Annotated in this window: 23 protein-coding genes; 15 read left to right on the top strand and 8 right to left on the bottom strand. The window is 43.8% G+C overall.

The window, feature by feature from the left end; genetic code table 11:
* Positions 1–150 precede the first annotated feature (150 nt).
* The 3 genes from rimI (at position 151) to H6G05_RS10315 (ending at position 2,827) form a co-directional block, all read left to right on the top strand.
* Positions 151–690 (top strand): ribosomal protein S18-alanine N-acetyltransferase, encoded by a 540-nt coding sequence (rimI, locus tag H6G05_RS10325; protein WP_190578096.1) that lies wholly within the window; start codon positions 151–153, stop codon positions 688–690.
* A gap of 189 nt (positions 691–879) precedes the next feature.
* A complete protein-coding gene (locus H6G05_RS10320; protein WP_190578095.1) occupies positions 880–1,467 on the top strand; it encodes a hypothetical protein in 588 nt (195 codons plus the stop codon).
* A gap of 40 nt (positions 1,468–1,507) precedes the next feature.
* Positions 1,508–2,827, top strand: coding sequence for a peptidoglycan-binding domain-containing protein (locus tag H6G05_RS10315; RefSeq protein ID WP_190578094.1), 1,320 nt, complete (start codon positions 1,508–1,510; stop codon positions 2,825–2,827).
* 35 nt (positions 2,828–2,862) lie between these two features.
* Here the strand turns inward: H6G05_RS10315 and H6G05_RS10310 are convergent, their stop codons facing one another.
* Positions 2,863–3,441, bottom strand: a complete 579-nt coding sequence (locus H6G05_RS10310; protein ID WP_190578093.1) for an L-threonylcarbamoyladenylate synthase — start codon at positions 3,439–3,441, stop codon at positions 2,863–2,865.
* A gap of 124 nt (positions 3,442–3,565) precedes the next feature.
* Positions 3,566–4,150 carry a DUF2854 domain-containing protein gene (locus H6G05_RS10305; protein WP_190578092.1) on the bottom strand — a complete coding sequence of 195 codons (585 nt, stop codon included), beginning with the start codon at positions 4,148–4,150 and terminating at the stop codon, positions 3,566–3,568.
* A gap of 325 nt (positions 4,151–4,475) precedes the next feature.
* On the opposite strand from H6G05_RS10305, the gene rpoD reads away from it, so the two are divergent.
* The 7 genes from rpoD to H6G05_RS10270 all read left to right on the top strand — a co-directional run bounded on the left by rpoD (position 4,476) and on the right by H6G05_RS10270 (position 9,392).
* Positions 4,476–5,663 carry an RNA polymerase sigma factor RpoD gene (gene rpoD, locus H6G05_RS10300; RefSeq protein ID WP_094534929.1) on the top strand — a complete coding sequence of 396 codons (1,188 nt, stop codon included), beginning with the start codon at positions 4,476–4,478 and terminating at the stop codon, positions 5,661–5,663.
* A 257-nt stretch (positions 5,664–5,920) separates the two neighbouring features.
* The gene (gene rpmH, locus H6G05_RS10295) at positions 5,921–6,061 is read left to right on the top strand and encodes a 50S ribosomal protein L34 (protein ID WP_094534927.1); all 141 of its coding nucleotides are present in this window, start codon (positions 5,921–5,923) and stop codon (positions 6,059–6,061) included.
* 76 nt (positions 6,062–6,137) lie between these two features.
* Positions 6,138–6,488: a ribonuclease P protein component gene (gene rnpA, locus H6G05_RS10290; protein ID WP_190578091.1), complete on the top strand. Its 351-nt coding sequence runs from the start codon at positions 6,138–6,140 to the stop codon at positions 6,486–6,488.
* Complete coding sequence (locus H6G05_RS10285) at positions 6,478–6,876, top strand: PH domain-containing protein (protein ID WP_190578090.1); 399 nt, start codon at positions 6,478–6,480, stop codon at positions 6,874–6,876. Before rnpA ends, H6G05_RS10285 begins: the two co-directional genes overlap by 11 nt.
* 103 nt (positions 6,877–6,979) lie before the next feature.
* On the top strand, positions 6,980–8,284 hold the full coding sequence (gene yidC, locus H6G05_RS10280) for a membrane protein insertase YidC (protein WP_190578089.1): 1,305 nt from the start codon (positions 6,980–6,982) through the stop codon (positions 8,282–8,284).
* 83 nt (positions 8,285–8,367) lie between these two features.
* Complete coding sequence (locus tag H6G05_RS10275) at positions 8,368–8,889, top strand: Jag family protein (protein WP_190578088.1); 522 nt, start codon at positions 8,368–8,370, stop codon at positions 8,887–8,889.
* The gene (locus tag H6G05_RS10270; RefSeq protein ID WP_190578087.1) at positions 8,889–9,392 is read left to right on the top strand and encodes a YceD family protein; all 504 of its coding nucleotides are present in this window, start codon (positions 8,889–8,891) and stop codon (positions 9,390–9,392) included. Before H6G05_RS10275 ends, H6G05_RS10270 begins: the two co-directional genes overlap by 1 nt.
* A gap of 225 nt (positions 9,393–9,617) precedes the next feature.
* Here H6G05_RS10270 and H6G05_RS10265 read toward each other — a convergent pair whose 3' ends face one another.
* Positions 9,618–10,709, bottom strand: coding sequence for an NAD(P)/FAD-dependent oxidoreductase (locus tag H6G05_RS10265; RefSeq protein ID WP_190578086.1), 1,092 nt, complete (start codon positions 10,707–10,709; stop codon positions 9,618–9,620).
* Between the two features lie 315 nt (positions 10,710–11,024).
* Between H6G05_RS10265 and H6G05_RS10260 the strand changes: the two genes are divergently transcribed.
* The 5 genes from H6G05_RS10260 to polA all read left to right on the top strand — a co-directional run bounded on the left by H6G05_RS10260 (position 11,025) and on the right by polA (position 18,653).
* Positions 11,025–11,429: an FHA domain-containing protein gene (locus H6G05_RS10260; protein ID WP_190578085.1), complete on the top strand. Its 405-nt coding sequence runs from the start codon at positions 11,025–11,027 to the stop codon at positions 11,427–11,429.
* A 472-nt stretch (positions 11,430–11,901) separates the two neighbouring features.
* On the top strand, positions 11,902–13,311 hold the full coding sequence (gene tig, locus H6G05_RS10255) for a trigger factor (RefSeq protein ID WP_190578084.1): 1,410 nt from the start codon (positions 11,902–11,904) through the stop codon (positions 13,309–13,311).
* A 195-nt stretch (positions 13,312–13,506) separates the two neighbouring features.
* A complete protein-coding gene (gene clpP / locus H6G05_RS10250) occupies positions 13,507–14,178 on the top strand; it encodes an ATP-dependent Clp endopeptidase proteolytic subunit ClpP (RefSeq protein WP_190578083.1) in 672 nt (223 codons plus the stop codon).
* A gap of 17 nt (positions 14,179–14,195) precedes the next feature.
* Positions 14,196–15,533, top strand: coding sequence for an ATP-dependent protease ATP-binding subunit ClpX (gene clpX, locus H6G05_RS10245; protein WP_190578082.1), 1,338 nt, complete (start codon positions 14,196–14,198; stop codon positions 15,531–15,533).
* Positions 15,534–15,794: 261 nt separating this feature from the next.
* On the top strand, positions 15,795–18,653 hold the full coding sequence (polA, locus tag H6G05_RS10240; protein WP_190578081.1) for a DNA polymerase I: 2,859 nt from the start codon (positions 15,795–15,797) through the stop codon (positions 18,651–18,653).
* A gap of 450 nt (positions 18,654–19,103) precedes the next feature.
* Here the strand turns inward: polA and H6G05_RS10235 are convergent, their stop codons facing one another.
* The 5 genes from H6G05_RS10235 to H6G05_RS10215 all read right to left on the bottom strand — a co-directional run bounded on the left by H6G05_RS10235 (position 19,104) and on the right by H6G05_RS10215 (position 26,680).
* On the bottom strand, positions 19,104–21,269 hold the full coding sequence (locus tag H6G05_RS10235; protein ID WP_190578080.1) for a molybdopterin oxidoreductase family protein: 2,166 nt from the start codon (positions 21,267–21,269) through the stop codon (positions 19,104–19,106).
* A 14-nt stretch (positions 21,270–21,283) separates the two neighbouring features.
* Positions 21,284–23,302: an ABC transporter ATP-binding/substrate-binding protein gene (locus H6G05_RS10230; protein WP_190578079.1), complete on the bottom strand. Its 2,019-nt coding sequence runs from the start codon at positions 23,300–23,302 to the stop codon at positions 21,284–21,286.
* Between the two features lie 77 nt (positions 23,303–23,379).
* A complete protein-coding gene (locus H6G05_RS10225) occupies positions 23,380–24,216 on the bottom strand; it encodes an ABC transporter ATP-binding protein (protein ID WP_190578078.1) in 837 nt (278 codons plus the stop codon).
* A gap of 72 nt (positions 24,217–24,288) precedes the next feature.
* Positions 24,289–25,218: a nitrate ABC transporter permease gene (ntrB, locus tag H6G05_RS10220; RefSeq protein ID WP_190578077.1), complete on the bottom strand. Its 930-nt coding sequence runs from the start codon at positions 25,216–25,218 to the stop codon at positions 24,289–24,291.
* Between the two features lie 118 nt (positions 25,219–25,336).
* The gene (locus H6G05_RS10215) at positions 25,337–26,680 is read right to left on the bottom strand and encodes a CmpA/NrtA family ABC transporter substrate-binding protein (RefSeq protein WP_190578076.1); all 1,344 of its coding nucleotides are present in this window, start codon (positions 26,678–26,680) and stop codon (positions 25,337–25,339) included.
* Positions 26,681–26,727 lie beyond the last annotated feature (47 nt).

The following is a 26,727-nucleotide window of genomic DNA, read 5'->3' as shown; positions in this document are numbered from 1 at the left end:
TAAGAAATGGTGTAGCCATTTCTTACCTTGGTATAAAAAGCAAACCCAGTAAGGGTTTTAAAAACAAAAAATGGCATAGCCATTTTTTGTTTTGGTATTAAGGCGCGTTGTGCCGCACATCCTAATTAAATCTTTAGATAATTACAACACATGAGCCTATCGACCCGAATCTATCTAAGTGAGATTGATCAAAATTTTTCATCACAGCTACAGGCGATCGATTGTGCGTGTCTTGGCAATTTCTGGAGCTTAGAAGCCTATCAGCGCGAAATTGACAATCCCAGCAGTCTTGTACTGGGCTTAACTACTGAAAATCATGAACTATTAGGTTTTGGCTGTTTGTGGTCAATTCTTGAAGAAGCACATATCACAGTATTAGCGGTGCGTCCCGAATATCAGGGTCAAGGTTTTGGTAAGTCGCTGGTTTGGGGCTTGCTCAAGAAAGCCCGCGATCGCCAATTAGAATGGGCAACCCTCGAAGTTCGCGAATCTAATCATGTCGCGATCGCCCTATACGAAAGTTTTGGTTTTAAGGAAATTGGTCGAAGACCGAAATATTATGAAGTGACGGGCGAAGATGCGTTGATGTTATGGTGCAAAGGCATACATACAGAGGAGTTTGGATTGCTACTAGATCAGTGGCATGAGTCTATATCCTTGGAGTTATTAGCCAAAGGCTGGAATTTATAGAGATACTCCCACCCAAGAATTAGTGTTACAACGCAAAGCGCCGCAACACTAAATTCTTGCGCTAGATTTTTTGGGGCGCGGCTTCGCCGCGCCCCAAAAAATCTAAAACGCCCCCTCTACTTATTGCTATAGAATTTAATTTAGGTTCATGAACAATTAGGTCGCTTTAGGGTTAAAGGTCTAAAAACGATGAAAATATCTAACTGGGCAAAACAAGCTATCGGTTTGGCGATCGCAAGCTGGGGTTTTTGGAATGTGGCGATCGCTAATGCTAATGCCCAATTAGGCAACATTGTGGTCTACATCGCAGGCAACAATCCTGCAACTCTAAATATTGCAAGGCAAGTTGTCACTAATCCTGTGGTTGCTTCGGTCAATGGTCAGACATCCATCGTCGCGGGAGCTTTCGATGCCCCGACTGCCGATTTTGTGAGTAGAGAATTACAACGTCGTGGTGTAGCAGCTCAACAGGCTTATACTTCTCAGACTTTTCAGCCTATTCAACCTGTTAGTAATTCACCCTTCGTAACATTGCCGAGTTATTTACCTACTAATAGTATTGAGAACTCGGCACAATATCGCTACGTTACCGCAGTTCCCTTGAGAACGATCACAACTTTAGAACAGGTGAGGCAGTTTATCCCTACTGCATTTGTGGCGAGATCAGGTCGTGGCAACTATATCTACGCTGGAGGATATCCAAATCGAGATGCTGCCGAATCTTTGAAACATTTTTTGCGATCGCAAGGAATAGATGCTCGTGTACTCTATTTCTAGATTTTGAGCCAATTAAGAACTATAAAACACTGGGCTAATTATGGACTCGATATTAAGACAAGGTAGTAAGGGTAGTGCTGTGTCTGAGTTGCAGCAACTTCTCCAAAGCAAGGGATTTTATACTGGCAAAATTGATGGCGATTTTGGCGCTGGTACTACAAATGCTGTTCTAAAATTTCAAAAAGTGAATGGATTAGTGACCGATGGCATTGTTGGTAGTTCAAGTTGGGCTAAGCTGCGTGCGGTTGTACCGACGGCTTCATCTCAAGGATTGCCAACATTATTATCAGGCTCCAAAGGCTCAGCAGTTGCCCAAGCACAGCAATTACTCAAAGATAAGGGCTATTACCAAGGTCGCATTGACGGAGATTTTGGTATGGGGACAAGGGATGCGATCGCGGCTTTTCAACGCGCCAATGGCTTAACTGTCGATGGCAAAGTGGGAGAGCAAACATGGAAAAAGCTGCAAGCACCTGCGATCGCCGATGCCACGCCACCAGTTACCTTTGTGGAGATTGTCCGCCCATCACCTACACCGACAACTCCCGCGCCCTCTGCCACACCCACACCTTCAATTTTTGTTCCTACATCAACTGGAACAGCAACTACTGGAACAGCAACTACTGGAACCCCGACTGGTAGTACCACTACTAGTCCTCCTGTTGCTACTAGTCCTGAGCCTGCAACGTCAATTCCAACCGCGAGTGCGATTAGTCTCGTTGACGCGGCGAATAGTTATAGCCGCGCTAGATTACCCAATCAAACTGCTGCGCTTAATAATTTACAAGCAGGTATTGCTCCAGAAATATTGCAGCAATTTTTTCAGCGTTGGCAAATCGCATCGGGGCAAGCAACGACAGCAACATCTTTGCAGGATGCATTAGGTGGTTACAACAGCGCTCAAATGCTCAATCAAAATCTTGCCCTGCAATGGTTACAAAGCCAACTCTTGCCACAATCACTCACTCAGTTTCGCCAAGATTGGTCAAACCTTAATGCAGGTATAGGGTCAACCACAACTACCCCATTTACCCCACAACCTAGTCCAACTCCAGCGCCCACGTCTCAGCTTCAACTGATTAACCTTACCGACGCTGTAAAAGTTTATAAACGCGAGGCAAATCAAGTTACTGCATTAGAAAATCTTCAAGCCTCTATCCCCATCCAGACCATGCAACAGTTCTTTCAGCGTTGGTCATTAGCCTCAGAACAAACGGCTGTCGCTATTTCTTTGCTGGATGTGTTTCAAGACTACGACAGTCAGAAATTTCCCAGCCAAGTAACAGCTTTACAATGGCTAGAAAAAGAGCTAACCACCGCTAACCTAGAGCAATTCTCACGAGATTGGCAAACAATCTAAACAGATCAAAAAGGGCGCAAAGCGCCCTTTTTGATCTAAAAATTGACAGCACCTTGGCGACGCACCAACCAACCCTCCATAGTCCACTCCACTACGGTGGATGGCAATCCACTACCTAACTGCTCAGTAATATCTATTCCATCGCCTAGGGTAATTACTGAGGGGAAAGCCTCATGAATTTCGAGCATTCTACGGTATGGCGGCTGATTACTTTTGTTGGCACTTGTGGTTAGCATTGCTCCTGTTTGCTGCAAAATGGCGATCGCCATTTTGCTATCGGGAATTCGCACACCCAAAGTTTTAAAACCTTGATTTAACTTACAGCCGCGATCGCTAGCAGGTAAAACCAGAGTCACAGCTCCCGCAAAATATTTCTGCGCCACTTGTTCCCAAGTTTTCAGCGCAGGATGACTTGTATCTAAAAATGGTAGAAATTCTTGCCAACTCGCCGCCATCAAAATTAGCGGTTTATCAGACGATCGCTGTTTGAGCGTAAAAATATCGGCACTGCGATCAGGACGCACTGCCAAAGCAGGCACAGTATCCGTGGGAAAACTAACTAACTTTCCAGATCTTGCACCCGCCACCAAAGCTGCTAAAGAAACTAAAGCCACTAACTAGTCCTATTCCTAATTTAAGTACTTGTACAAAATAAATTACCCAAACCCGTAAAGTTATGCCCCTTCGGGGCATAACTTTACGGGTTTGGGTTTGTAATTATTTATGTTCATCCACTTACTAACCACTAACTACCGCAGAGGTTTCTGAAATCAAGCGTAAATCAACTTGCTTATCTTCTAATTCTGTGACAATAGCTAATATCCCAGGACCAAAAAATCGCGTTAATTTATCTTGTTTTTGTTGCCAAGCCTCAAAACCCATCAAAGGCGATCGGAATCGTAAAACTAAGCTATAGGCTCCTTTCGTTTCTTCAGCTTGAGAAATTTCTTCATAGATGCCAACTAGGATAGGGCGCTCCTCATCCGTAGGACTCATCCCCACTTTTTCTAGGATTTCATCCAAGTGAGCCTTAATCCCATAGCGATAGCGAGTCACATCCTTGCGTAACTGCTTTTGGGTTGGAGTTTCTTGTAACTTACGCAAAGCCAAAACCGCCTCAGTTTCAGGAACTATCACAGGGGTTGGTGTTACTTCTGAAGATTTAAATGCAAATCCTCCCAATAAGATGGGAAACCCATAGAAAAATCCGACTAAATTCAAAGTCGAATTACCCTTTGCATAAGCCCAAAATCCTACTACAAAAAGAATTCCGCCAACATATAAACCGACTGAGGCTAGAGATATTTTATTAAGCTTAAGCATAATCAAAAATTAATAATACTTAATAAATGTATCTGCTAAACGGCTCTATTTTTTGAAGATATTTTTGGCGATCGCGTTAATAGTTTTCAAAATTCTTTTGCCAAAAAATTTTTATAGTTGGGTTTACCATCGTTAGACTATAAATATATAAGTAGGAATTACACCGCATTGACTGAATTCACGAATTGTAAATTACCCCTTAGATAGGTTTTTAATAATTCTAAGTAGCCAAAACCACCATTTTTATATTTGGCAAGCTACAATCATCTAGGTGTAATTCCCCGTAGCACAAAGTTTTAGACAGTACGGATCTGAGGAATCTGGCATGAGCAAAACAGCCATCGACCTACCTATTGAAATCAAGTTGCCTGTTGGCAAACTTGGCGGAAATCTCGAAGAAATTGAAGAAGACCTTGAAGACCTAGATGATGATATCGAACTCGAAAAGGACGATTTAATTGATGACTCAGATGAAGACGCTGACTCTGACGATGACCCTGACAAAGCTGGCAAGGCAAGGGGGACTAAAAAACGAGCTAGCCAGACTAAGAAAAAGCATTTTACCGAAGACTCAATTCGCCTGTATCTCCAAGAAATCGGTCGTATTCGTCTACTTAGAGCCGATGAAGAAATTGAGCTAGCTAGAAAAATTGCCGATCTGCTTGAACTAGAGCTAAAGCGTGAAGAATTAGCTACTGAAGTTGACTGCCATCCTGATGATGTCAGGGAACCAGACTGGGCTATCAAAATGGGGATGCCCCTCGGAGAGTTTCGCAAACGTCTCCACTCTGGTCGCCGTGCTAAAGACAAAATGGTGCAGTCCAACCTGAGACTTGTGGTATCGATCGCCAAAAAGTACATGAATCGTGGATTGTCTTTCCAAGATTTAATCCAAGAGGGCAGTTTAGGCTTAATCCGTGCCGCCGAGAAATTTGACCATGAAAAAGGTTATAAGTTCTCGACCTATGCGACATGGTGGATTCGTCAGGCGATTACCCGTGCGATCGCCGATCAGTCTCGTACTATTCGTCTCCCTGTTCACCTTTACGAAACCATTTCACGGATTAAGAAAACAACCAAGTTACTTTCTCAAGAAATGGGGCGCAAGCCAACCGAAGAGGAAATCGCCACCCGCATGGAGATGACGATTGAAAAACTACGGTTTATTGCCAAATCAGCTCAGTTGCCGATCTCTCTGGAAACACCAATCGGTAAAGAAGAAGACTCCCGCCTTGGTGACTTTATCGAGTCCGAGGGTGAAACTCCTGACGATCAAGTTGCTAAGAGCCTTTTGCGTGAAGATCTTGAAAGCGTATTGGGAACCCTTAGCCCCAGAGAACGCGATGTCTTACGTTTACGTTACGGACTTGATGACGGTCGCATGAAGACCCTCGAAGAAATTGGACAAATCTTCAATGTTACTCGCGAACGCATCCGCCAAATCGAAGCTAAGGCTCTCCGCAAATTGCGTCACCCTAATCGCAATAGCGTTTTAAAAGAGTACATTCGTTAAAAAAGTAATACCAATTCACGAAAGTGTTGCAACACTTTTGTGAATTGAAAACCAAACCCAGTAAGGGTTTTAAAAGCACAAAATGGCGTAGCCATTTTGTGCTTTGGTATAAGGGGAGCGCTGAGCGCTCTCTTTACTTTTTATAATTAATTGCTCTGCCTTGTTGGTAAAACTGTACATAGGCTAAACACAGGTGTTATACTGGGAAGCCTGTGAAAAAATGACATCTTTTGAAACTAAATAAGTAAGTAACGGTTATGACAAAACGTACCCTACGCGGTAGTGTCCGCAAAAAGAAGCGCACCTCTGGATTTCGCGCCAGAATGGAAACTCCTACAGGTCGCCGTGTAATCAAAGCTCGTCGTAGCAGAGGTCGGGTTCGCCTCACAACTGTATAAGCTGCCATAAGATCAGCTATTAATAGATTTAATTCACAATCATTATTTGTACTTGATTTGCAATTGTTAATCTCTAGTGCTTCCTAACCAAAACCGTCTACGGCGGCGCGAAGACTTCGCAAAAGTATATGCCAAAGGCGATCGCTACAGAGGCACTTACTTAAGCTTGCGAATTCTTTTTGATAGCAATGATCCCTTTATCAGGATAGGCATAGTTGTAAGTAAAAAAGTCAGCAAGTTGGCGGTAACCCGTAATCGATTTAAGCGTCAACTTCGCGCCATTTTTCGTCAACTTCTGTCACAATTGAAGCATGGATTGCAAATAGTTGTAACAGTCACTACTGTTACAAGCAAGCCAAGTTATCAAGAACTTTGGGACGACCTAAGGAATTTATTAGCAAAGGCGAAGGTTTTGCATGGCAATTAATGAGGAAGTTTATTATGAAGGCGCACCTCACATTGGCGATCTGATTATTAGTTTGCTGATGAGTATTTTTGTGATCACAATCCCATTTGGCGTTGCCGCGATCGCAAGAGCATTGTGGGTAAGGTATCGCATTACCAACCGACGCATTACCGTCACAGGTGGTTGGCGAGGTCAGACCCGCACAGACATTGTGTATGCGGAAATTGCCAAGATTGTCACCGTCCCTCGTGGTTTGGGTAGCTGGGGAGACATGGTACTTACCCTCAAAGATGGTTCTCGCCTTGAACTCAAGTCTTTGCCTAAATTTCGCGAAACATACGAATATATCGAATCGAAGCTAAGCCTCAAAGCGCAAGACATAAGTGGCGCGATCGGCGGCAAAGCCTAAAATATTTAAAGATCGTTCTTGAAGACTAGAATCTTGGGCGATCTTAATTTTCATGAGTGATATTCGTTATCATTCGGATGCAAACCCAACAGTAAAGTAGAAAATGGATTTCGGTGTAGGTTTTCTTTCCAACAACATAATGTTGCCTTTCCTAGATTTTTTCTACGGCATCGTGCCGAACTATGGATTGGCAATTATTGCATTAACGTTGGTTGTCCGTTTTGTGTTGTTCCCTGTTAGTGCTAATCAGCTTCGCAGTATGCGGCGCATGAAAATTGCTAACCCTGTGATGCAACAAAGAATCAAAGAAGTTCAAGAGCGCTATAAGAGTGATCCTGCTAAGCAGCAAGAAGAGCTAGCCAAAGTTAACTCAGCAAACTTCAAAGAATTTGGCAATCCTTTGTCAGGATGCCTACCCGCAATAATTCAATTACCAATCTTGTTTGCGTTGTTTGCAACCCTCAGAGGATCGCCCTTTGCGGATATTAACTATTCTCTTAACTTTCAGATTGCGACTCCTGAGAATGCTGCTCAGATTCAGCATCAGCCTTTCACTTCTCCTAGCCAAAACGTTTACTTTGCCGATCGCGTGCATTTCCCAGTTCTGGCTACCGCTGTAAACGGTACAAACTTAGCGATTGGCGAGCAATCCAAGATTGTTTTACAAACTTCTCAAGGCAAAGACTTCAATGCTCTCGCTACTGAATATCCAGATGTAGAGCTAACTACGAGGTGGAAAGTTACTAAGGGTCAGGACTTAGTTGAGGTTCTAGAAGATGGCACTGTAGTTGCTAAGCAAGCGGGTGATGTGACTGTTCAAGCGACAGTACCTGGATTAGCATCTAATAAAGGTTTCTTGTTCATCAAGGCTCTTGGCAAGACAGGTGTAACTAATGCTGATGGCAGCATTAACTGGGATATTGTGATCATGGTCTTGGGCTTTGGTATCAGTCTATATGCCAACCAAAATATTTCTAGTGGCTCCACTCCTAAGCCTAGCAATCCCTCTCCTGAGACTTCGCAACAGGACACAATGAACAAACTCACACCAATTATTTTCTCTGGTATGTTTTTGTTTTTCCCCTTGCCATCAGGTGTAATGCTTTACATGTTGATAGCCAATATTTTCCAGACTTTACAAGCCTTTATTGTTGCTAAAGAGCCACTTCCTGAAAACTTGCAAAAATTAGTTGCGGTTTCGGCAAATTCTGCGCCTACTGCTAAGGCTACCAAAGCCGACTCTAAATCTACCGTATCTAGTAAATCTGAACCGACTAAGACTGTTGATGCAAAAACTAAACAGACAGTTGTTGTTGATGATAAAGACAAAGATACAAAAAGTCCTACTAAGTCTGCCTTACCCTTTGAGCCTAACTCTTCTAACAAGAAAAAGAAGAAAGGTTCTTAACTAAATGGGGTGACGCGGCGCGTCACCCCATTTAGTATTGAAATTACATTTAACAGATATTTGATCAGGCAATTTTAAAGTTTATGGAAGATACTTCAGCAAGTGCAAATTGGCTGCAAGAGCTTTTAGGTTTGATGGGTTATACAACATTGGTTGATATTCGTCTTGCGGAAGCATCTCCAGAACAGGTTAATGTTAGCTCTAAGAACTATTGGCTAGAGATAAATGCTGGTGGTCTACAGGAGCAGCAAATTCAAAGGTTGATTGGTCGGGATGGCATAGTACTTGACTCATTACAATATTTGGCTAGCATTCTGCTAAATCTTCACCTACCCGCAGAAGAAACAACAGATCAGAAAAATCATAATTTTTACACCGTTGAATTGAATGGCTATCGGTCAAAACGTTTAACTGATTTGCAGTCCTTGGCAGAACAAGCCGTGCAACAAGTGCGTGAGACCCAGACTGAGTTTGTTATTAAACAATTGTCGTCCGCCGATCGCCGATATATTCACCAGCTTTTAGAAGAATTTCCAGATATTGAAACCCATAGTCAGGGTCGAGAGCCAAATCGTCATTTGATTGTTAAGTTAGTGAACAGCTAATGGAAAAGTTATACATCCCTCAGATTGCCAAAGCCGTAAATGCAACTGAAGAATTTGAATTTAAGGAATTTATCGAGGGGCTTGAGACGCTAACGCCTGTGCAAGGGGTAATTAGTGTACGCCATGTTGGTTCTTTTATAGAGGTTATTGCTAAAGCTTCGACAATTATGACTTTGACCTGCGATCGCACATTGGTGCAATTTAACTACAGGTTGGCGATCGATAATTCTGAGATGATTTGGCTGGCTGAGCCACTTCCAGAAAGCGAATATCCTAGGGAGCGCGAAATCGAGTCAGATGATTTAGTAGAGTCTTTATCTCCCTCTGGTTATTTTGACCCTGCAATATGGCTATATGAGCAATTATTGCTGGCTATTCCTTATCCAAAGATTGCACCTGATGCTCCTGCCCTTGAGGTTACTGATACAAACAATCTTGATGGTTCAAAAGCTCCTATAGATAAGCGTTGGGAAATTTTAAATTCTTTAAAACTACCCGAATAATACCAATTGACGAAAGTGTGGTTACACTTTCGTCAATTGAAAACCAAACCCAGTAATGGTTTTAAAAACACAAAATGGCTTCGCCATTTTGTGCTTTGGTATTAAACATATAGCTATAGCCATCTGTATCAGGACAAATCAAAACCCAAATAGTGTGAGGCGGCGCTTCGCGCCGCCTCACACTATTTGGGTTTTATGTACTAATAAGAATGGCGACAGCTATAACTAGAGCATAAATGGTCGCCAAGGTAAATCGCTTGTACCAGTTAAGAGTAAATCTTTAGTAATTTGAGCTGTCACTGGAGCCATCAGCACACCGTTGCGATAATGACCTGTAGCAACCAAAATGTGGGGATGATCTGGCGCAAACCCTAAAATTGGCGATTGATTGGCAAGTGGTCGCGGGCGATCGCCTGCCCATGTTTCTAAAACTTCAGCTTTGGCAAAAGTGGGACACCATGCGATCGCCTGTTCTAGTAATAGGGACACATTTGACTCGTTGGGTAGTTCGTTTGGTTCAAATTCTAGGGTTGCGCCGAGCCAATAGCGATCGCCACCTAACGGCACAATATTCAGATCGGAGCCATCTTCATTTTCTATATGCACTACGTTTTTTAAGTTTAGGTTTGGAATATGCAGCAGCAATGCTTGACCGCTGACTGGCTGCATGAGATTCTGTCCCGCGTATTTGGGATGATCTTTTAAAAGAGGCGCAAGTAGAGGGTTAGAGCCTAAGCCTGATGTAACAATAAGGCGATCGCTAGATAGATCTTCTAAATTTTCGACTGGGGTATTCCAAAGAAACTTCACCCCATTTTGAGTTGCGGCTTCAACGAGGGCATTTACTAACTGGGTGGGATGCACCGCCCGATCGCATGGACTTAATAAGCCACCATCGGTTTGCCATTGCGAGAACTCTAGAGAAATTTGATCGCGATCAAGCCATTGCAAATTAAATCCCTGTCTTTGGCGAATCTCAGATAGCGATCGCGATTTGGTTTCAGCATCAGGCGATCGATATAAATTTAAAATGCCATTGCGGTTGTAGAGAATATCGTGTTTTGTTTGCTCGGTTAACTCAGTAATCAGGCGATCGTATTTACTTAAACTTGCCAAGCGCAGCTTTACTAAAACACCTCTTGCCCTAGAACTAGAAGCAGCCATCAGCACCCCCAGTGCCGAGCCTGTGGCTACCATTGCAGGGCTAGTATTTAGCTCCAGAACTGTCACATTTAGTTCATATTCTTTGCATTTGCTTAATTCATAGGCAATCATTGCTCCGATTACGCCGCAGCCAATAATAGTGACAGTTTGCATAGATATTTTCAATTTTTCAGTAGATGTCAGCAAAGCTCATTATAAAAATCGGTTTTTTGAAAGCCCGCCAACGGCGGGCTTTCAAAAAACCGATTTTGGTGTTTCCAGTGCCTTCGGTACTGGAAACACCAAAATCGGTTTCATAATGAGAATTGCTGAGTAGATGTTGATAAAGGCACGAAGTGTCCTTGTCTACTCTAAGATCTGATTGCCATCATCATTAAAGTCAATGCTAAACTTTTGAAATAAGTGCAAATCCTGTAGCATTTGCAGTCAAACTTTCTTACGTCCTGCAAAATTACTGCATTAAAACCTGTGATTACGCTAAACTTGCTACATCCCATTGAAGCTACCCCAATCCAAACATGGAAATTTGAATCTGAGCCTGTGATTCGGATTGGGAGATCGGGAGATAATGACGTGATTCTTTATAGCTCTGTTGTTTCTCGCTATCATGTCGAGCTACATCGTCACTCTCTCTATTGGGAAATCGTCAATATTGGTACAAACGGTACATATATTAATGATCAGCAAATTGATAAAGAACGCATACAGGATGGTATGACTATTCGGCTGGCGACCACGGGACCTAAATTACAAATTTTATTAGATGGGTCTGAATCAATGACCCCTTCGCCTCGTGATGCTGTTACTAAGCCCACATCACCAACGAAGCCAACTGATAGTCGCGCTACAGTTATGTCCCGTAAGTTAATGTAATACCGAAATATAAAATGGTGTAGCGCTTTGTAGCTAAGTACTATCACTTAATTTAGGATTTTTTCAGCAATCCTCATTGTGAAAACAGCTTTGGAGTTTCTAGCGCCTTCGGCGCTAGAAACTCCAAAGCTGTTGTTTTTTTAATCCAGCCAACGGCTGGATTGAAAAAACAACTTTTATAGCTGCCGTCGATTGTGTTAGGGCAAAAGCTAAACCCAAGAAGAGAATGGCGGCGCGAAGCGCCGCCATTCTCTTCTTGGGTTTTATGTCTTTATACACTTGGCGACAGCTATATAATGAGAATTGTTGGAGCTTTTTGAAATATGCGATCGCCAATATCGTATTATCATAGACTTGGCATAATTTGGCACTTGCTGACAGTTTTGCCAAAAGTTGGCAAAAGTCCAAAAAATGTTTTTGATTTCTAGATATATTCAAATCTAGGCATACTTAATCTAGGCATATTTAAATAATGAAGGTCACTCTAGAGAAGCTTCCCGCTAGTCAAATTGGTTTTGACATTCAAGTAGAAGGAGCAAAGTCTCAAGCAATATACGATCGCATCGTCAAAGACTTGACGCGCACGATGCAAGTCCCTGGTTTTCGCAAAGGCAAAGCGCCTACTCAACTTGTATTGAGACAAGTTGGCAGTCAGCGACTCAAAGCAAATGTTCTTGAAGAATTGCTAGAAAAAACCTTAAACGAAGCTCTTGCTGAGAATAAAGAAGTTAAAGATAAAGCACTGGGCGGCTTTCAACTAATTACCGATATTGAAACTCTTGTCCAAACCTTCACACCAGGGCAAGAAGTAACCTTTAAAGCGGCGATCGATGTTGAGCCAGAAGTAACGCTCAACAAGTATCAAGGCTTCACGGTTAAGGCTGAAGAAATTAAGCCAGATTTGACAGAAGTTGATCGCACCCTAAACGAATTTCAAGTTCGCAAAGCAACGATCGTCCCGATCGAAGATCGCCCTGTGGCTTTAAATGATGTCGTTACCGTTGATCTTAAAGTCCTTGATCGCGCCACTGGCGAAGAATTGCCTGACGCTGGTGAAGAGGATTTTCAGTTAGATGTTGATGAAAAAGCCTTTATTCCTGAAGTCGTTCAGGCGATCGTCGGTGCAGATATCGATCAGGTCATTGAAGTTGAGTCAATTTTTCCTGAAGAATATTACCCCGAAGAATATGTCGGCAAGGAAATCAAATATGTTGTCACGATCAAATCGATCAAAGGTCGTGAGCTGCCAGCTTTAGATGACGAGTTTGCCCAATCGATCAGCGACAAAGAAACGATCGCCGAATTACGCGAACTCCTCGAAAAGCGTGTCATTGACGAAGCTGAAGCTAAGACTAAAGCCAACAAGGAACGTGCTGTGCTTGAAGCTCTTACTGCTGAACTTGAAGTTGATCTACCTGTAACCCTTTTGCAGCAAGAACTAGACTTTTTGGTGAGACAACAGGCTAGCTACTTGCAAGAGCGCATCGATCCTGCGATGGCAAAGCAACTGTTTACCAAGGAATTGGTTGAAGAAATGCGTCGCCTTAATCAACCAGAGGCGGTTAACCGTCTCCGTCGCAAAGTAGCCCTTGATAAAATTGCTGCGGAGGAAAAGCTTACAGTTGATGAAGCTGAACTTAAAGAAAGGGTTGCTAACACCTTGGAAATGCTCAAAGATCCTAATATCGATCCCGCTAGATTAGCTAGCTTGATTCGTGAGGAAATGCTGACTGAGATCGCTGTGGCATGGTTGATCGAGCATTGTGAAATTGAGTTAGTTGAGCAAGGCTCGCTCCAACCAGAGCCTGAAGCCCTCGAAACTATCTCTCCAGAGACTGATACAGATGTGGTAACTGTTGAGGCAACATCTGAAGAAGCTTAATTAAAAGTAAGAGGGGTGCTTTGCACCCCTCTTACTTTATAAATTGCGTAGAATAGTATGGCTAAATACTAATACTGTTTTTGAGGCATAATAACTCTTAAATCTGTATGGCAAAACCTCAGATTTGCCACTCAAGCTTAGCTAATCAGGTTTTGTCTAGGATCAGGCATCAAAATTATGGTGAATTCAAAACGAATGCTTCCTTTATCTAGTCAATTAAAATCAAATCAATTTGCGATCGCATCGACCCAAAATCAGGTTGTACCGATGGTAGTCGAGCAATCAGGTAAAGGCGAGAGAGCATTTGATATTTTCTCGCGCTTACTGCGTGAGCGCATCGTGTTCTTGGGTTCGCAAGTAGATGACACCACATCGAACCTGATTATGTCGCAGCTTTTATTTTTAGAAGCTGAAGATCCTGAAAAGGACATTTATCTTTATATCAACTCTCCTGGTGGCTCAGTCTATGCGGGCATGGCGATTCTTGATACCATGAACCACGTCCGCCCCGATGTTTGCACTATCTGCATGGGTTTGGCGGCTAGTATGGGCGCATTCTTGTTGGCGGCTGGTGCTAAGGGCAAGCGCATGTCTTTGCCTAATGCACGGATCATGATTCACCAACCTCTTGGTGGCGCTCAAGGTCAGGCAGTTGATATCGAAATTCAAGCAAGGGAAATTTTGTACATCAAGCGATCGCTCAATGAGATGCTAGCTGCTAACACAGGCAAACCACTTGAGCAAATCGAGCAAGATACTGAGCGTGATTTCTTTATGTCCCCTGCGGAAGCTCAACAATATGGTTTAATTGATCGCGTTTTAACCAATTCTAAAAGCCTCCAGCCATCTGTCCTATCCCTAGTCTAGCCACAGCGAGATAGCTTATGCCCAGTAAATATGACTCTCATCTTAAATGTTCCTTCTGTGGTAAGTCACAGGAGCAGGTACGCAAACTCATTGCAGGACCAGGGGTATACATTTGTGATGAGTGCGTGGATTTATGTAACGAAATTCTCGATGAGGAGTTGTTTAACAGCGCTCCGCCTCAATCTACTCAACGGAAAGATCCTGCCAATGAAAAGCGGAAAACTAAAACTGCGGCAAATCTTAATCTTAGTCAGATTCCCAAGCCTCGCGATATCAAGCGCTATCTTGATGAAAATGTAGTTGGTCAAGACGAAGCCAAAAAAGTTTTGTCGGTTGCTGTATATAACCACTACAAGCGTCTAAGTTTTATCGAGTCGGCTGGCAAAGGTCAGGTTGAAGATGGGGTTGAACTTCAGAAGTCGAATATTTTGTTGATTGGTCCCACGGGTTGTGGGAAGACCCTGTTAGCTCAGACTTTAGCAGAAATGCTAGATGTACCTTTTGCGGTTGCTGATGCTACGACACTTACTGAGGCGGGCTATGTCGGTGAAGATGTAGAGAATATTTTACTGAGGCTCTTACAGGTTGCTGACCTTGATGTTGAAGAGGCTCAGCGCGGCATTATTTATATTGATGAAATCGATAAAATTGCGCGTAAGGGTGAAAATACTTCGATTACCCGTGATGTTTCGGGTGAAGGTGTACAACAAGCCTTACTCAAAATGCTCGAAGGCACGATCGCCAACGTACCGCCTCAGGGTGGACGTAAGCATCCTTACCAAGACTGCATTCAGATTGACACCAAAAATATCTTGTTTATTTGCGGTGGCGCATTCGGTGGCATGGAAAAGCTGATCGAGCAGCGCATTGGCAAAAAGTCGATGGGCTTTGTGCAGCAAGGCGAGTCGATTCCCCGCGAAAAGAGGACTGCGGAGATTTTGAAAAACCTCCAGCCCGATGATCTGGTCAAGTTTGGGATGATTCCTGAATTTATTGGTCGGGTTCCTGTAACGGCTGTTCTTGATCCCCTTGATGAAAAAGCGCTCATGGCAATTTTGACTGAGCCTCGCAGCGCGTTGATCAAGCAATACCAAAAGCTCTTAAAAATGGATAATGTCCAGCTTGAGTTTCAGATGGATGCGGTTCAAGCGATCGCGAAGGAAGCCTATCGCCGTAAAACAGGGGCGAGAGCTTTACGCGGTATCGTCGAGCAGTTGATGCTAGACATGATGTATGAGTTGCCTTCACGTAAGGATGTCACCAAATGTCTAATTACCCGTGACATGGTGGAAAAACTATCTACGGCGGAGATTTTGCAGCATCCAGCCTCGATACCTAAACCCGAATCAGCATAAACAAAAAGGACTCGCTGAGCGAGTCTTTTTTGTTTATACCAATTTACAAAAGTGTGGCAATACTTTCGTGAATTGGTATAAAGGTTTTCAAAACAAAAAACGGCTTAGCCGTTTTTTGTTTTGGTATTACATCTAGAACTAAACCAAGATAAAGACGGCGCACAGCGCCGCCTTTATCTTGGTTTTATATCCTAAGCAAAACTTAATTCGCAGAGCAATTTATACTGCCAATAGCGATCGTCAAAACTTTAAAAGAGCATCATGACTTCAAGCGAACAAAAACACCCCACATTTTTACTCGTTGACGGACATTCCCTCGCGTTTCGAGCCTTTTACGCCTTTGGCAAACATCCAGAAGGCGGCTTGCGAACCTCAACAGGAATCCCCACTAGTATTTGTTTTGGTTTCTTGAAAGCATTAATAGAGATGCTCGATCGCGAAAAACCCACAGCTGTAGCGATTGCCTTTGACCTCGCCACACCAACATTTCGCCATGAGATTGACGATACTTACAAGGCAAATCGTTCAGAAACTCCTGAAAGTTTTATTCCTGACATGCAGAACCTACAGAAAGTTTTAGCAGCAATGAATTTGCCAGCGATTACTCAGGCGGGTTTTGAGGCGGATGATGTGCTGGGAACACTCTCACAGGCGGCGAGTGCTGAGGGTTACACCGTCAAGATTTTAAGTGGCGATCGCGATTTGTTTCAGTTGATTGATGCGGAAAAGCGGATTTCAGTGCTGAACATTGGTCAAAAAGATAAGATTGTGGAATACCATGCTGATCAGGTGAAAGAGAGGCTAGGAGTATTACCCACCCAAGTTGTGGACTATAAGGCTTTATGTGGTGATGCTTCGGATAATATTCCTGGAGTGCGGGGGATTGGCGAGAAAACGGCGATTAAATTAATTGAGGAATACGGAAGCTTAGAGAATGTTTTGGCAGCCGTGCCAAAGATGAAGGGAGCAGTTAAAACTAAGTTAGAGCAGGGAATTAAAGCGGCTAAGCATTCGCAGTTTATGGCGACGATCAAAACTGATGTGCCGCTCCCAATGGCGATCGCTGATTGCCAATTAACAGGTTTTGATACCGCAGAGTTAATTCCTTTACTAGAAGAGCTTGAGCTTAAAGCTTTTGTGAATCGGGTTGATCAGATTCAAGCAAAGTTGTCGGGGAATTATGATAAGAAGCCCGCACCCCCAGCCCCTCTCCCAGAGGGAGATGGGAGTAAGACCTCTCAAAATCAAGGTAATGGAGAAGATGAGGAGTTGTGGTTTGACTTTGCTAAGCAGGAAAATGATCAAGCGATCGCAGCGACTGCTTCGCTTAAGTTAGATGTGCAGATTATAGACACAATTCCCAAATTAGAGCAGTTAGTGGAATCTTTCCGCAGTACTAAACTAGCAGTAGCTTGGGATACGGAAACTTCGGCACTAAATCCCTTTGAGGCGGAATTGGTGGGGATTGGCTGCTGTTGGGGTAACTCCATTAGTGATGTTGCTTATATTCCCTTAAGCCATAGTGAAGGGGAAAATCTGCAATGGTCAGAAGTGAGAGAAATTCTTAAGCCCATTCTCGAAGATGCTAGTTATCCGAAATACTTACAGAATGCTAAGTTTGATCGCTTGATGTTTAAGGCGGCAGGAATTGAACTTACAGGTGTTGTATTCGATACGATGATCGCTAGTTATGTGATCGATCCTGAAGCTAGTCATAAGCTTGATGATATGGCGATGGACTTGCTCCAGATTCGTACTGTCAGCTACAAAACTCTAGTTGGTAAGCGCAAATCGATCGCCGAAGTAGATATCTCCTCTGTTGCCCAATATTGCGGTATGGACACCTATATCACTTATCACATTAGACCGATTTTACAAGAGCAATTAACTGCGGTTCCCGAACTTTGGGATTTATTCCAAAATGTGGAAATGGCTTTAGAGCCGATTCTTGCCGAGATGGAATGGCGCGGGATTAGGATCGACAGAGAATTTTTGAGTGCTTTTTCCTTGGAATTAGAGAAAGATTTGGATGCTTTAGCGATCGCGGCCTATGACCAAGCTGGAAAGAAATTTAATCTTAATTCTCCCAAGCAGTTGAGTGAGATTTTAGTAGAAATACTCGGCGAAAAGTTCACAAAGAAATCACGTAAAAGCAAGACAGGCTATTCCACCGATGTTGCGGTTCTCAACAAATTGGAAGGTGAAGATCCACTTATTGACACGATTCTCGAAAATCGCACCCTTGCTAAACTCAAGTCCACCTATGTCGATGCTTTGCCATCGCTGATTCAACCCAAGACTGGGCGCGTACATACAGATTTCAATCAAACTGTTGCTTCCACAGGACGCTTGAGCAGTTCTAATCCTAACTTGCAAAATATTCCCATTCGCACAGCTTTTAGTAAGCGGATCAGAGCAGGTTTTTTGCCTGAAGAGGGTTGGATATTAATGTCGGCGGATTATTCGCAGATTGAACTGCGGATTCTTGCCCACCTGAGTCAAGAACCTGAATTGATGAGAGCTTTTAATGCGGGTGAAGATGTGCATACTGTCACCGCACAACTGCTCTTAGAGAAGGAAGAAGTAACTAGTGATGAGCGGCGCTTGGCGAAAATCATTAATTACGGCGTGATCTATGGCATGGGAGCGCAGAAATTTAGCCGTGATATTGGTGTGCCTGTAAAAGTAGCGAAGCAGTTTATTGAGAAATTCAAGGAGCGCTACGAAAGAATCTCTACTTATATGCAAAGTGTGGAAGTAGAAGCAGAACGGGATGGCTTTGTCAAAACTATATTAGGAAGACGGCGCTATTTTCACGGGATTAGCCAGATTGGTGGTTACCAAAAGGCGGCGCTGTTGCGATCGGCGGTCAATGCTCCGATTCAGGGAACTAGCGCCGATATTATCAAAATTGCGATGTTACGGGTGGATGAACTTTTGCGAGGTTATCAAGCGCGATTATTATTACAAGTCCATGATGAACTTGTGTTTGAAGTACCACCCGATGAAGTTGCCGAATTACAACCCAAAATCAAAGCGGCCATGGAGTCGGCGGTGGAGCTTTCAGTCAAGTTGGAAGTGGATGTACATACTGGCAAGAACTGGATGGAAGCTAAATAAGAGATTTTGTTGGCAGTCCCGACTTGGCATAAATTTCTACATTTACGCCTCTTAATCTCGCCTTGAAAAGGAGGAAAATGCGGATCTTCCTTTCTTCCTTTTCAAGCTACCTTACATTGCTTTGCGATCAAACAAAGCAATGTAAATTATTTATAGCTGTCGCCATTCTTGTTAGGACATAAAACCCAGATAGTGTGAGGCGGCGCTTCGCGCCGCCTCACACTATCTGGGTTTTGATTTGTTCTGATACAGGTGGCTATAGCTATACATTACCAAGTTTACCAATGTTTTCATTTTACATCAGTCACAGGAAAAGGTTTTGGAGCTATAGCAAAGCAAGTTTTTCTTAGGACATAAAACCCAAGAATCGAGTGGCGGCGCTTCGCGCCGCCACTCGATTCTTGGGTTTTGGTTTGTACTAGCTAACTCTTTTTTTGCTATATAAATCCACTAAGGTGGATTAACTAATGAGATCGCGACCGCACAGGCTTTTAATTCTGGTTGCTTTGAGTCAGGATCGGATTCAGGATGAGTGAGTGCATTCGCCTCTGCGTTATCTGCCCAGAGCGTTCCCCAATGCATTGGTACAAAAAGTACGCCTCTTGCGATCGCCTCAGTTACCAGTGCAGGAAATTTGGAAGAACCGCGACGCGATCGCACTTCTACTAGATCGCCATTATTAATACCAAACTTATTGGCATCCTTGGGGTGAATTTCGATAAAGGGATTGGGATGCATCTGACGGATTTTGTCGATGCGACCTGTGCGGGTTTGCGTGTGCCAATGCCCGTATAGCCTACCCGTGGTGAGAATAAATGGATAATGCTCATCAGGAGTTTCAAACACACCTTGGGAATGATAAGCACCAAATCTTGCCTTGCGATCGCTGGTATGGAATTGAAGATCGGTATAGAGACGCTTATTGTGAATTTGGTCTTGATCGGGATTTTGATCGGAACTATTCCATTGTATCGCCCCCATTTTAGCAAGCTTTGCATGGCTAATACCTGTCATATCACAGGGGCGATCGCGAGTGATCTGCACAAACTCTGCATGAACTTCAGCAGAAGTTTGAAATTGGAACTGGTCATTAAAACCAAGGCGGCGACCGACTTCAGCAAAAATTGCCCAGTCATCACGAGCCTCACCGAGGGGAGACTGAAAAGCTTGACAGAGAGTGACACAGCGCTCGGAATTGGTCATTGTGCCAGTCTTTTCGCTCCATTGCGTTGCGGGGAGGAGAACATGAGCAAAAGCCGAGGTTTCGATTGGATAATATGCATCTTGATAGACAGTAAAAGGCGATCGCCTTAGCGCCGCTTTCGTTCTCACCAGATCAGGAAAACTAACAGCGGGATTTGTGGCGGCAATCCAGAGAAAATCTACTTCATCAGCTTCTAAACCGCGAATCATATCCCACGCCGTGCGCCCGACTTGGTCGGAAATTCGCCCAGACGGTAAACCCCAAAATGTTTCCAGTTCGGCACGGTGTTGAGGATTGGTAACGAATCTATATCCTGGGAGTAAATGCGCTAAGCCACCCGCTTCTCGACCGCCCATCGCATTGGGCTGACCCGTCAATGAGAAAGGCCCAGCACCAGCTTTGCCAATTTGAGCAGTTAGCAAATGCAGATTAATGATGCATTGAACTTTGGCTGTTCCTTGAGTGGATTGATTGACACCCATTGACCAAATGGAAAGAACTCGTGGTGACTCAGCCCAATATTTAGCGGCTAGTTCCAAATCTGCAATATCAATGCCACAGCGACGCGCCACGAATTCGGGTGTATAGAGTTGAGTGATTTCTGCTAATTCGGCAAATCCATTGGTGTGTTGTTCAATAAATTGGCGATCGCACTTTCCCCATTGCAATAACAAATGGGCGATACCATTTAATAAATCTATATCCGTCCCAGGTTGAATCGCTAAGTGGAGATCTGCAACCTCGGCGGTTTGGGTACGGCGAGGGTCAACGACGATAAGCTTAACGTTTGGATTCTTTTTGTGATGTTTCCGAAAGCGATTGAAAATAATGGGATGACATTCGGCGGTATTTGTACCGATCGCAAATAAACAATCGGTAATATCTAAATCTTCATAGCAACAGGGTGGTCCATCGGAGCCGAAGCTTTTGGCATAGCCTGAAACTGCTGACGACATACAAAGCCGCGAATTAGCATCAAAGTTATTGGTTCCCAAACAGCCTTTAAATAACTTTTGAGCAATGTAATAATCTTCGGTTTGAAACTGTCCCGAACCATACATACAAAGGGCATCTGCACCCTTTGAGGCGATCGCTTGTTGCATTTGTCCGACGATCGCATCTAAAGCTTCATCCCAACTGACCTGTCGAAATTCATCATCAAGGCGATCACGCATCATGGGATGCAATAGTCGATCTTTTTGAATGGATTCAGCAATTGTCGCGCCCTTGACGCAGACCATACCCTGACTGGAAGGATGGCTGCGATCGCCTCGGACTTTGAAGCGATCAGGAAATTTGACTGTTGGTTGATTAGTTGTTTCCACAATCTCCAAACCGCAACCAACACCACAATATGGACAGAGGGTTTTGACGATTTTGGGTGTGGTTGAGGCAGGAATAGGTGCAGACATAGACTGTTATTGAGCTATTGGCGAACAGCTACTTTTTTGGAGGCAAAACCTTTAATGGGGTCAAAATAGCTAGTTTCAGTGAATTGTGAGTATGGCAGGGATTGCAAAGCCGCGATCGGATCAGATGGATCAAAGACTGAACCATCGGCTAAAACAATTGGCGATTTGTCTTCTTCGATTATGGGAATCTCTAGCTCCTTCGCAGCTTGCTGATAGACATTTGTAGCAAGCAGGTTATAAATAACTTCTGCGTGATTTTCTGGGAAATTAACTAAACCCCAACGCGCCATTTGCACCAGCACCCATAACTGCTCTTTGCGTGATGGCATGTTCCCGACCCCAAATTGGCAGAAATCTTGCTCATATTTCGCTTCCATCGTGTTGATGCGATAGGGCCCCGCAAATCCTGGGCGAATATATACAGGATCAAGATTGAGGTATTTCGGACTTGCCAAAGTCAGCACCACTTCATCACGATTTTCCAACGGTTCGCAGAACTGCGCTGCTTCCAATAGAGCCTTGACAAGTTCCAAATGGGTATTGGGATATTGTTCCGCCCAATCTTTACGAACACCTAATACTTTCTCTGGATGTCCTCGCCAAATATCGAGATCCGTCGCTACCACAAAGCCGACATTACTATTGACCGCACGAACATTCCAAGGTTCACCCACACAGTAACCGATGATATTGTTTGCCATCAAGTTAGAAACCATCTGAGGCGGTGGAATTACGATGACATCCACATCTTGATCTGGTTGAATTCCCCCACTAGCTAGCCAATGCCGCAGGAGTAAGTTGTGCATTGAGGCATGGTGTACCATTCCCAGCGCAGGATTGTACGCATCCGCAAATTTATCGACATAGGTTTTTAGGGAAGCGAGATCATGTACGCCCTCATCACGGAGTCTATTACCGAGGGTGATTGCATTGCCATTACGACTCAAGGTTAAAGAAGTAACTACAGGGACAGGGATCTTGCTACCCATGCCAAGGCTAATCGCAAGGGGCATCCCTGTAACCATTTGCGCGGCATCGAGACGACCTTCGCGAATTCCTTCCGCAAGATCATTCCAGCTATTTTCTTTAGAGAGAGTAACGTCTAGCCCATACTTAGCAAACAACCCTTTCTCTTGAGCGATCACAAAGGGAGCGCAATCAGTAAGAGGAATGTAGCCAATTGTGAGATTGGTTTTTTCGATATTTCCCATACTGATCGCTGCTGTATTCTTATTTTTAGCGCGTTCAATTTTGATTTGCTTCTGACGATCGAGGAAGCTAACAACTTCACCTCTGAGTCGATAATAATTCGGGTGATTGACGGACTCAAGCCTTTTGCGTGGATGTGGTAAATCAACGGTAAGAATCTGTCCAATTTTCGCTTCTGGCCCGTTGGTCATCATGACAATGCGATCGCTTAGTAGTAAAGCTTCATCAACATCATGGGTAATCATGACCGCCGAGATTTTACTTTCATCGCAGATATGCATTAACTTTTCCTGCAATCGACCTCTGGTCAATGCATCTAACGCCCCAAAAGGTTCATCTAGCAATAAAATCTTTGGCTTTATCGACAAAGCACGAGCAATGCCGACCCTTTGCTTCATGCCACCTGAAATTTCTCTGGGATATTTATCTGCCGCGTGACTTAACCCCACTAAATCAATATTTTCTTGAATAATTCGACGACGCTCTTCTTTAGGTAAATCTCTCAAGACTCGATTCACCGCCAAACCAATATTCTGACGCACCGTTAACCAAGGTAATAGCGAATGGTTTTGGAACACCAACATGCGATCGGGACCAGGTTCGTTGATTTCTCTTCCTTCCAAAACAATACCGCCAGCACTAGCTTTATCTAAGCCTGACAGGATATTTAGAACCGTTGACTTACCACAGCCCGAATGTCCAATAATCGAGACGAATTCGCCTTCTTTCATCTCAAAATAGACATCTTTGACAGCAACATATGGCTGCCCATTTTGGGTCTTAAAAACACGACTGACGTGATCGATTTCTAGGAATGCAGACATAATGGTTTGGTGATTGGTAATTGGTGATGGCGGATTGGTGATGCGTAATAGGTGATTATTTCCCCTTTTTCCTGGAACTACTCTGCCTCATCAGCTAATGCAAAACGGCTATATAGAAATTCAAGAATGTAGTTGCGAAGAGTGTAATAGCGGGGATCGTCAGAAATTGCTTTACGATCGCGAGGTCGCGAGAAGGGTATGTCAATAACTTCAGCGATATGGGCGGCGGGCCCGTTGCTCATGAGAACAACGCGATCGGCTAAGAATAATGCTTCATCGATGTCATGGGTGATCATCAGCGCTGTTACTTTATTGGCTCGCCAAATTGAGAGTAGTTCTTCTTGCAACTCTTCACGAGTCATTACATCTAACGCGCCGAAGGGTTCATCAAGGATTAGGACTTCAGGACGAATTGACAATGCGCGGGCGATCGATACCCTTTGGCGCATTCCACCAGATAACTGTTTCGGCTTTTTATTCATTGCTTCAGTTAAGCCCACTAAAGCAAGACTATCTTTGGCAATCTTCGTCTTTTCTTCTTTGGATTTGTCAGTATAAACTTGCTTTACTGCAAGATAGACATTCTCAAAGGCAGTCATCCAAGGCAATAGCGAATAGTTTTGAAAAACTACCATGCGATCAGGCCCTGGACGCAGAATTGGTTTTGACTTTAAGCAAATCTCTCCAGCAGTCGGTCTATTAAAACCTGCCACCATATTTAGCAATGTTGATTTACCGCAACCAGAGTGACCGATCACACAAATAAATTCACCTTCATATACCGTTAAGTTCACGTCTTCGAGAACGGTATAGGGACCTCTAGCCGTTTGGTAAACTTTGGAAACTCCATCAATTACTAAAAAAGGGTCTTGATTTTTTTTCTGGTTGTTATCAGTAAGATCTAATGTCTGCATATTGCTATAGCGAGGTTTAATTGAATGTTATACAGACAAGGGGCTTAAGCCCCTTGTTCAACAAGATGAATTTTACGAATCTGACTGGACGGCAAATTTACTAATGTAGTAAACCAGTTTGTCAAGCAATAGACCAACTAAGCCGATATATAGCAGAGCAAGAATTAGTTCGCTCTGTTTGCCACTATTGTAACTATCCCAAATAAAGAAGCCGATGCCACCACCTGCGGTCAACATTTCCGCAGCCACGATCGCTAACCAAGATAAACCAACAGCGATGCGTAAACCAGTGAAGATATAGGGTGCTGCCGAGGGCATCAAGATGGTGATGAAGTAATCAAATTTACCGAGACGCAATACTCTTGACACGTTGCGATAGTCTTGAGGAACCTGCTGCACGCCCACTGCCGTATTCATGAGGATCGGCCAAATCGAAGTGACAAAAATCACGAATAGCCCTGCTGCTTCGTTGACGTTTAGCCCAATAGTCTGTAGAGATTCATTCATGCCACTAAACGCTGCTAAAGCGATCGGCAACCATGCAAGAGGTGGAATAGTTCGTAATACTTGGAAGATTGGATCAAAAGCTCGATACAGAAAAGCATTTGTGCCGATCGCAATACCTAGGGAAATACCGACAATCGCTGAGGCTGAGTAACCGATCGCCACGCGCCGAACGCTGATCATGGTTTTGACACCCAAGCCTTGTTCAATCGTTACTTTGTCTTTGAGTTCTTTACGCGCAGGGCTATCAATTTTTTCTTTAGCATTGACATCATAATATTCGCGGTCAAAGAATGGATGCCAAATGTATGGTTGAGTTTCTTCCCAAACTTTTGCAGGTGGTGGTAATGGGGGCTTCTTGCCAGAACATAGTACTTGCCAAGTCGATAAAAGTAAGACCAGCGCTAACAATGGTGGAATTAAATATTTTGCTTGCTGTTGCAACCATTCACCTATGTTATTAAGCGTGAATTTAGAAGTTATGCTGCCTGCTGCCATTTTTTTGTCTCCTAAATTGGAAGTAATTAATTTGACGTAAGTAGGGGCAATTCATGAATTGCCCCTACTTCGGGTAAGAAAGACTGAACTTTGCTCAGCCTTTTGTCGATAATCGATATTACGCTTTCTTGATCTTCAGTCCCTTCAGATACTCGCTAGGATTTTCGGGATCGAACTTGACTCCATCAAAGAAAGTCTCGATACCGCGAGAAGTACTCTTCGGAATTGCCGCCTCTTCACCAATCATCTTCGCCGCTTCTTTCCAGATATCTTCACGGTTAACCTTATCTACCAACTTCTTGGCATCAGTGTCAGCATCAAAGTAACCCCAACGCATATCTTCAGTCACAAACCAAAGATCGTGGCTCTTGTATGGATAGGAAGCATTATCTTTCCAGAATTTCATCGCTAGATCGGGATTGTCAAGGGTTCTGCCATCACCGTAGTCAACCTTACCTTGGAGTCTACCCAAAATCTCGGCGGGAGGAACTTTGAGCCACTTGTCAGCACCAATGATTTTGCACATCTCTTCTTTGTTCTCAGCCTTCTCACACCAGATTTGAGCTTCGAGAACGGCTGCAAGTATCGCTTTAGTCGCTTTAGGATTCTTGTCAACCCAATCACCACGCATTGTGAAGGCTTTTTCAGGATGATCTTTCCAGAATTCGCCAGTAATAAATGCTGTGTAGCCAACGTTTTGAGCAACTAGACGGGCATTCCAAGGTTCGCCGACACAGAAGGCTTGCATGTTGCCAGCTTTCATGTTGGCGACCATTTGGGGTGGTGGTACAACGATCGTGCTGACATCGGTGTTGGGATCAATACCATTTGATGCTAGCCAATAACGCATCCAAAGATCGTGATTGCCACCTGGGAAGGTTACAGCGCATTTGACTTCTTTCCCGCCAGACTTGATTTTGGCAAAGCTGTCCTTGAGGGTGTCACTCTTGAGAGTGATTTTTAGTTCTTTAAACTCATTTGCGATCGACATCGCTTGACCGTTGGTGTTCAATCTAGCCAAGATATACATTGGCACTTTGTTGCCATTGGTAATTTTGCCTTCAGCAATCAAGTAAGGCATTGGAGAAAGAATGTGAGCGCCATCAATACCACCCGCCTCAGAGCCAAGGACGATATTGTCACGGGTAGTTCCCCAAGAAGCTTGCTTGAGCACTTCGACATCCTTCATGCCGTATTTCTCAAACAATCCTTTTTCTTTGGCAATAATGAGGGGTGCGGAGTCGGTTAGAGCAATGAACCCAAGCTTAGCTTTAGTCGTTTCTGGAGCGTCGGCAGCACTGACTTTAGGGGTAGAAGTTGCTGTCGCATCTGGACTTGCCTTTGTGGTAGCGTCCGTTGTTTTAGGAGCTTCACCGCCTCCTGAACAGGCATTTAGAGCGATCGCACTTACAGTAGAAAGTCCTGCGGTGGTCAAAAATTTACGGCGAGAGAACATTCCCATTGTTTAATTTCCTGATTTTTTGATTTGTTTTGATGTTTTAAATATTT

It is taken from the genome of Phormidium tenue FACHB-1050, from assembly GCF_014696925.1.
Taxonomy (GTDB): Bacteria; Cyanobacteriota; Cyanobacteriia; order Pseudanabaenales; family Pseudanabaenaceae; genus Pseudanabaena.
Note: the sequence above shows the minus strand (reverse complement) of the source record. Positions and strands in the feature narration are given on the sequence as shown.